Source organism: Pseudarthrobacter phenanthrenivorans (genome assembly GCF_036455295.1).
GTDB classification, from domain to species: domain Bacteria; phylum Actinomycetota; class Actinomycetes; order Actinomycetales; family Micrococcaceae; genus Arthrobacter; species Arthrobacter phenanthrenivorans_C.
This window is the reverse complement of sequence record NZ_JAYXNX010000012.1, coordinates 109,634-116,682: the sequence shown is the minus strand read 5'-3', so window position 1 is coordinate 116,682 and position 7,049 is coordinate 109,634. Positions and strand designations below refer to the sequence as shown.

Annotated in this window: 8 protein-coding genes and 1 pseudogene; 7 read left to right on the top strand and 2 right to left on the bottom strand. The window is 67.1% G+C overall.

All coding sequences use genetic code 11. The annotated features are described in order from the left end of the window. The 6 genes and pseudogenes from VXJ37_RS15830 to VXJ37_RS15805 form a co-directional block, all read left to right on the top strand. Positions 1-297, top strand: a pseudogene (locus VXJ37_RS15830) (hypothetical protein); the annotation flags it as partial. Between the two features lie 102 nt (positions 298-399). After that, entirely contained in the window at positions 400-1,161 is a 762-nt protein-coding gene (locus VXJ37_RS15825; RefSeq protein ID WP_331323988.1) for a class F sortase, read from the top strand. An 80-nt stretch (positions 1,162-1,241) separates the two neighbouring features. Further along, the gene (locus VXJ37_RS15820) at positions 1,242-1,754 is read left to right on the top strand and encodes a universal stress protein (RefSeq protein WP_331323987.1); all 513 of its coding nucleotides are present in this window, start codon (positions 1,242-1,244) and stop codon (positions 1,752-1,754) included. A 310-nt stretch (positions 1,755-2,064) separates the two neighbouring features. Beyond that, the gene (locus tag VXJ37_RS15815) at positions 2,065-2,430 is read left to right on the top strand and encodes a metal-sensitive transcriptional regulator (RefSeq protein ID WP_331323985.1); all 366 of its coding nucleotides are present in this window, start codon (positions 2,065-2,067) and stop codon (positions 2,428-2,430) included. A 58-nt stretch (positions 2,431-2,488) separates the two neighbouring features. Continuing rightward, the gene (locus tag VXJ37_RS15810; RefSeq protein WP_331323983.1) at positions 2,489-2,728 is read left to right on the top strand and encodes a heavy-metal-associated domain-containing protein; all 240 of its coding nucleotides are present in this window, start codon (positions 2,489-2,491) and stop codon (positions 2,726-2,728) included. 27 nt (positions 2,729-2,755) lie between these two features. Further along, the gene (locus VXJ37_RS15805) at positions 2,756-5,032 is read left to right on the top strand and encodes a heavy metal translocating P-type ATPase (RefSeq protein ID WP_331323982.1); all 2,277 of its coding nucleotides are present in this window, start codon (positions 2,756-2,758) and stop codon (positions 5,030-5,032) included. Between the two features lie 27 nt (positions 5,033-5,059). On the opposite strand, the gene VXJ37_RS15800 is transcribed toward VXJ37_RS15805, so the two are convergent. Next, positions 5,060-5,332, bottom strand: a complete 273-nt coding sequence (locus tag VXJ37_RS15800; protein WP_331323980.1) for a DUF2277 domain-containing protein — start codon at positions 5,330-5,332, stop codon at positions 5,060-5,062. Positions 5,333-5,545: 213 nt separating this feature from the next. Between VXJ37_RS15800 and VXJ37_RS15795 the strand changes: the two genes are divergently transcribed. Then, complete coding sequence (locus VXJ37_RS15795; protein WP_043448478.1) at positions 5,546-5,809, top strand: WXG100 family type VII secretion target; 264 nt, start codon at positions 5,546-5,548, stop codon at positions 5,807-5,809. A 147-nt stretch (positions 5,810-5,956) separates the two neighbouring features. On the opposite strand, the gene VXJ37_RS15790 is transcribed toward VXJ37_RS15795, so the two are convergent. After that, positions 5,957-6,991 carry an EamA family transporter gene (locus VXJ37_RS15790; RefSeq protein ID WP_331323978.1) on the bottom strand — a complete coding sequence of 345 codons (1,035 nt, stop codon included), beginning with the start codon at positions 6,989-6,991 and terminating at the stop codon, positions 5,957-5,959. Positions 6,992-7,049 lie beyond the last annotated feature (58 nt).

Genomic DNA, 7,049 nt, shown 5'->3' with positions numbered 1-7,049 from the left:
AACACCGGCGGCGGCGGAACCACCACTGGCGGCGGCGACACCGGCGGAAACACCGGAACAGGTCTCGTCACTGTGGTTCCGAACGCTACAGCCCCCGCCCAGACGCCGACTTCCGCATCCAAGGCTGCTGTCCCGGCCCCGGTCGCCGTCGGAACCAACCAGGGCTACAACGCCCAGACCGCGGTGGGAGCACCCGATGGCCTGCCGGGGTGGCTCGCCGGCCTGGGAGCGCTGGCTGCCGCGGGGACCGCGGTGGCAGTACGGCGCCAGTCACGTCCGGTGCACACCAGCAACTAGCCGGGACACCGCCACCACCAGTGGCCCCCTGACAAGGAAGGCGTTCTGCCAGTGCCCGGCGGAGCGCCTTCCTTCCACCCCCGCCGACCTGTAAGGAATTCAATGCGCCAGGATCGAAGCCGGCACGCAGCGCCCATGCGGCAAGGCATCCTGAGGTGGAACCGGGGCGATCTGGCCATCTTGGTGTGTGGATTCCTCGCCTTTCTGTCGTTCACGTTCGGCGCTCCCCTGTTCCAGCCTTCGGTCCCGTCCCACCCCACAGCCATGGCCCGCCCTGCGCCGCTGCCTGCCGCGGGGACTGCCCCTGCGGTCCCAGCACCCTCTGATGGCGGCCCTTCGGCCGGGGCAGCTGTGCCGGCCCAGCGCGCGGAAGCCCAAACGCCGGGCTCTCCAGTAGCAGCCGGACCGGAACTTCCTGCGGCCGCCCAGCCAGTCCGGATCCGTTACCAGTCCGCAGCCTTCGACGTGGCAGTCCACCCACTGGATTTGGACGGCGAGGCCCAGTCCAGCCGGACCATCGAACCGCCCGCAACCAAGGACGGCTACTGGCTGACACCGTTCGGGATCCCGGGCAAGGGCTCAGGCAACACCACCTACGTCATCGGCCACAGCTGGGAAGGCACGGACGCCCCTTTCAACCACCTCAGTACGGCGGCAGCCGTCGGAGATCACATTGAGGTGGAAACCGCGGCCGGAAGCATCAGCTACCGGGTGGACAGCATCACGACGTACCTGAAGTCCGGCCTCAAGGACAGCTCCGTGTGGGACATGGTCCCCAACCGGCTTGTCCTCATCAGCTGCTACACGGAGGACCCGTGGGGCAAAAACGTGGTGGTCACGGCATACCCCGCCGACCCCCAGTAGCCGTCCGGGCGCCGCCGCTGCGCGTCTTTCGGGCCGAACGGTCCTGTTCACACCCTGTGGCCAGGCGGACAATTGGCCGCATGACAGGGGAACACACCAATACTGCTCCGCTGCTGGTGGGGATCATGCCCAAACAGCACCCGGAGGTCCTCCAAACCGCGGCCATGCTGGCCTCCCGGCTGGGGGTGTCTTTGGTCTGCGCCTACGTGGATGAAGCCAGCTACCTGGTGGAATGGGATCCGGCCCGCTCCGCCCACCGGCTGTCCCTCCACCCCGACGCCGATGACGACATGCTGGCCCTGACAACAGAGCTGAAGACACAGGTCCAGGCCGTGGCGGACCACCTGCCGGCGGACCGCGGGACGCTGGACTGGTCCTTCCGTACACTAACCGGGGATCCGGCCAGGGCCCTGGGCCAGGTGGCAGCCGAATTGGATTCCCCGATCATCATTGTCGGCACTTCCGAACGGGGATTCTCGCACTGGCTCTCGGAGGCCCTCAACGGATCGGTGGGGGCGTGGCTGAGCCATCACCAAAGCCGCCCGGTCCTGGTGGTGCCCTACCGGATGCCGGCGCATGAAGACCGGCCTTAGCGCGTGCTTTCCGGCAAAAATCACGGCGTTGGGGGCCTGCTTAAAGTAAAGCGAAAGTAGTTATTCCGGGTGCTGGCGCAGTGCCCTACCAGCCAGTAAGCTGAATCAAGCAAGGCCGATTCACCCAGGTGGAAGCCGGGATTGCCCAAAAGCTGCTCCGGAGTGCGTATCCCCCAATAACGCACTCCGGAGCTTTTTTGTGCCTTGGCAGCGCGGCGCTTCCGCCGAACGCTACCCCGGGCAACCCACGGTCCGCAATACCCCCTGGGGGTACTTGCACGCTTACCCCCTGGGGGTATATCGTGAGGACATGAACGCTATCGGAGAAACGGTCGTGGCCGCGGCAGTTGAACCCCCGGCACCGGAGGACGGCGCGGCGCCACAGCACGGATACACCGGGAACAAGGACGCATACCTGCGCCGGCTGAAGCGCATCGAGGGCCAGGTACGGGGTATTGCCCGGATGGTGGATGAGGACAAGTACTGCATCGACATCCTGACCCAGGTAGCCGCCGTCACCAAGGCCCTGCACGCAGTCAGCCTTGGCCTGGTCGAAGAACACATCGGGCACTGCGTGGTGGGTGCGGCCTCTGAACCGGACCCGGAAGCCCGCGCTGATGCCATTGACGCCAAAGTCAAGGAAGCGGCGGACGCCATCGGCCGGCTGCTGCGCTGACCCACAGTCCCCAACCCACCCCCCCGGCCACCGTCGGGACCCACTGAAGGAGCAAGCCATGAGCACCACGTCAACCAGCACCACCATGATCAGCGTTTCAGGCATGACCTGCGGGCACTGCGTGTCGGCCGTCAGTGAAGAACTTGAAGCCATCGACGGCGTTGAGGCAGTGGACGTCGACCTGAATGCCGGCGGCGTTTCCACAGTCACCATCACCTCCACCAAGGAACTTTCACCCGCCGACATCGGGGAAGCCGTCGCCGAGGCCGGCTACCTGGTGGTGGCCAACGAGGCCTAGGACCCGTCCCAAACACAGAAAGGTGACATGAGCCAGGAACTGCTGCATCCACCGGGCACCCGCGTTGTCGAACTGGATATCGAGGGGATGACCTGCGCCTCCTGCGTCATGCGCGTGGAGAAGAAGCTCGGCAAGCTCGAGGGGGTGGCAGCCACGGTCAACCTGCCCCTGGAGTCTGCATACGTCACCGTCCCGGAGGGCATCACGGACGACCAGCTCACCGCAACGGTGGAAGCGGCTGGTTACAAGGCACGGGTCCGGCCGCAGCACCCGTCGGCTCCTGAAGCTGAGCCGGCGGACCAGTCCGCAGCCGTTCCGGCGTCACAGCTCCGCCCCCGCCTGATCGGTGCCGCGGTACTGACCGTCCCGGTGTTCCTGATAAGCATGGTCCCGGCGTTCCAGTTCCCCAACTGGGGCTGGGTTGCCGCGGTGCTGGCGCTGCCGGTGGTCACGTGGGCGGCCTGGCCCTTCCACCACGCGGCTGCCCTCAACGCCCGGCACCTCGCCTCCACCATGGACACGCTCGTTTCCCTCGGAGTGGCGGCGGCCTACCTGTTCTCGTCCTGGCAGCTGCTGGCGGATCCGCGCATGACCGAACATCCGGGCATGAAGGGCATGGCCGGCGGGCTGTACTTTGAGGTGGCATCCGTTGTCACCACGTTCCTGCTCCTGGGCCGGTACCTGGAGGCCAACGCTAAACAGAAGGCCGGCGATGCCCTGCAGGCCCTGCTGAACCTGGGGGCCAAAGACGCCACAGTCCTCCGCAACGGAACCGAAGAGAAGATTCCCGCCGAGCGCCTGCAGGTGGGCGACGTCATGGTGGTCCGCCCTGGTGAGAAGATCGCCACGGACGGGGTGGTGGTGGACGGCGCTTCCGCCGTGGACGCCTCCCTGGTCACCGGCGAATCGGTTCCCGTGGAGGTCGGTCCGGACAGCCGCGTCACGGGTGCCACCATCAACACGTCCGGCCGCCTGCTGGTGCGGGCCACCCGGGTTGGCTCCGAGACCACCCTTGCCCAGATGGCCCGGCTGGTATCACGGGCCCAGACCGGCAAGGCCCCCATCGCACGGCTCGCGGACCGCATCAGCGCCGTCTTCGTCCCGGTGGTCCTGGGCATCGCCGCCCTGACGTTCGTTCTCTGGCTCCTGCTTGCCGGACCCGACGCCGATGGCGGCCATCTGCGGCAGGCCTTCACGGCCGCCGTCGCCGTCCTGGTGATTGCCTGCCCCTGCGCCCTGGGCCTGGCCACCCCGGTGGGCCTGCTCACCGGCACTGGCCGGGGTGCACAGCTGGGCATCCTGATCAAGGGCCCGCAGGTCCTGGAGGACACCCGCACGGTTGACACCATCCTGCTGGACAAGACCGGGACCGTTACCACGGGTGTCCTGGCCGCGGATGCCACCACAGCGTTCGGCGGCTTCGACGCAGCCCTGGTCCTTCGGATGGCCGGCGCGGTGGAGGCCGCCTCGGAGCATCCCGTCGCGCACGCCATTGCCGCGGCTGCCAGGGACGCGGACGACGACGGACGCGTGCCTTTGGTGGAACAGTTCCGTTCCGCCCCCGGCGGCGGAGTGTCCGGAACCGTTGAGGGCAGGCATGTAATGGCCGGTCGGAGCGGTTGGCTCGTGGGGAATGGAATCGCCCTGGATGCCGCCCAACAGGCGCAGCTCGCGGCTGCCGAGGAAGGGGGTGCCACCGCCATCTGCGTGGCAGTTGACGGCACCCCGGCCGGAATTATCAGCCTGCGGGACACTGTCAAGGAAGGTTCCGCCGACGCCGTCGCGCGCCTGAAAGGACTGGGCCTGCGGCCCATCCTGCTGACCGGGGACAACGCCGCGGTCGCTTCCCGGGTTGCTGCCGCCGTCGGCATCGCTCCCGCCGATGTCTACGCCGGCGTCCTGCCGGAAGGGAAAGTCGAAGCAGTGCGGACGCTCCAGGCTGCCGGGGCAACGGTGGCCATGGCCGGCGACGGCGTCAACGATGCCCCCGCACTGGCGCAGGCCGACCTGGGCATTGCCATGGGTTCGGGGACGGACGTGGCCATCGAAGCTGCGGACCTGACGGTGATGGGCAGCGACCTTGCCCAGGTGGCGCAGGCCATCGAACTGTCCAGGAAGACCCTTTCCACCATCAAGACCAACCTGTTCTGGGCGTTCTTCTACAACGCGGTGGGAATCCCGGTGGCTGCCCTGGGGCTGCTCAACCCGATGATCGCGGGCGCCGCCATGGCTGCCAGCTCAGTCCTGGTGGTCACCAACTCGCTGCGGCTGCGCGGCTTTGGACGGCACCAAAGCCAGGCCTAGGCCGAAGGGGTTCGCTCCAGGGCCTGGTCAGGCCGCACCGTAGCGGACCGTCGCCCGGGCCTTGGCCTTGGCTGCCTCGGCCTCCCGGTCCTTGGGCGGCGCCTGCGTCACCAGGGAATCCAGCAGATGCCCGGTGATGTGCGCGATCTGGTGCACGGCCTCGTCAAACGCTTCCTGGTTGGCCTTGGAAGGCTTGGTACTGCCGCTGATCTTGCGCACATACTGGAGCGCTGCGGCATGCACCTCCTCGGACGTGGCGTGCGGCTCGAAGTTGTGGAGGGTTCGGATATTCCGGCACATAACGCCATGCTAGGCTCTTCGAACGCCTGGGATCGACCCCTTTTTTTCATGGTCTCTACCCGGCGTCCATGGGGAGCCCGGCATGGGCAGCGCTGCCCATCGACACTGTTTGGGGGCCGGGATAGGTTTTAGGCAATGGATCTTCCGGATGAGCCGGGGGGCCGCTGGGGATGCCGATCTGGTTCGGATCCACGACCTAACAAGGAGAAACTGATGGCTATTTGGGGTGCAGACGTTGAGCAGCTTCGCCAGCTCGGCAGCAAGCTTCAGGCAGGCGCGTCCGAGATCGAGACGCAGAAGTCCACTCTCACCAAGGTTCTGAGCAGCACCAACTGGGAAGGCCCGGACGCTACCAAGTTCCGCAACGAGTGGTCCGGTACCCACACGGCCATGCTCACCAAGGTTGCCGAGGCTCTGAAGGAAGCCGGCGCGCAGGCCAAGCGCAACGCCGAAGAGCAGAGCCAGGCCTCCCACTAGGTTTACCGCCGGTATCCGGCAGGGCAGGGACACCAGCGGTGTCCCTGCCCTCTTTGTTGGCGTTCGACGTCGGCACCCAGCCAAGGGGCCCCAGCGCCTATGGCCGGGCCGACTTCGCTGGGGCCGCCCTCAAGGGGACGGCCCCAGCTAGGGGACGGGCTCGACGTCGTTCGCGTGTTCCAGCGGTGAGGCCGGCACCTGCGGGCCCTTCCCGGCAGGGGATGCCGTGGCGCGCAGCTCGTCGAGCCGGACCAGAATGACCCCGCCGACAATAAGGACGCCGCCCAGGAGCTGGATGGCGCCCGGCAGCTCCCCGAGCAGCAACCACGCCCACAGCACGGCAAACAAAACCTCGGTCAGCGATACAAAGGATGCCACCTTGGAGCCCAGGGCCCTCGCCGCCATGATGCCGGAGACGTAGGCCAGGACGGTGGCCAGCACCACCAGCCCCGCGAGGGCGACCCACCAAGGCGTGGTCCACGGCCCCAGTTTGGTGTCTGCAGTGTTGAAGGCCATAGGCAGCAGCCCGGTGGCGGCAGCGAGCCACATGGCCGCGGCGCCCACCATGAGTCCGCCCGAAGCCAGCACAATGGGTGGAAGTGTGTCATTTTCCTTGGCCGTGATGAAAAAGTAGATGGCCAGGCATACCGCTGCAGCCATGCCCCATAGGACCCCCACCGCGTCCACCTTCACGGCCCCCGTGAGGTCCAGGACCAGGACCAGCCCCGCCAGGGACAGCAGCGTCCCGCCGGCAGTCAGCACCCGTGGGCGGCGGCGGCTGGCGGCCCAGAGCCACAGGACGATGATCACCGGAGCCAGGTACTCCAGGAGCAGCGCGACGCCTACGGACAGACGTGCCACGGCATTGAAGTAGAACAACTGGCAGGCTGCCACGCCGACGAGCCCGAACAGCACAATGGTGAGCCAGTTGTCCCGCAGCTGGTGCCAGCGCCCCTTCAGCGCGGAAACAGCGGGGAACGCAAGGATCAGGGCGGCCCCCGTGAGGCGGGCGGTGACGGCTGCCCCGGGTGACCAGCCGGTCTCCAGGAGGGACTTGGCGAACGAGCCGGACAGGCCGAAGACGGCAGAGGAGAACAGCGCGATGCCGAGCCCGGATGCCAGGAAGCCGCTCCTTGCGCCGGTCAGTTCCGGGGCGGAGATGGGGTTTTTGGCGGCAGGCACCGTTGCCTCCTGTCAGGAGTAAAGTGGGGTAATGCTCATGACATTACGCTTTTGCGCT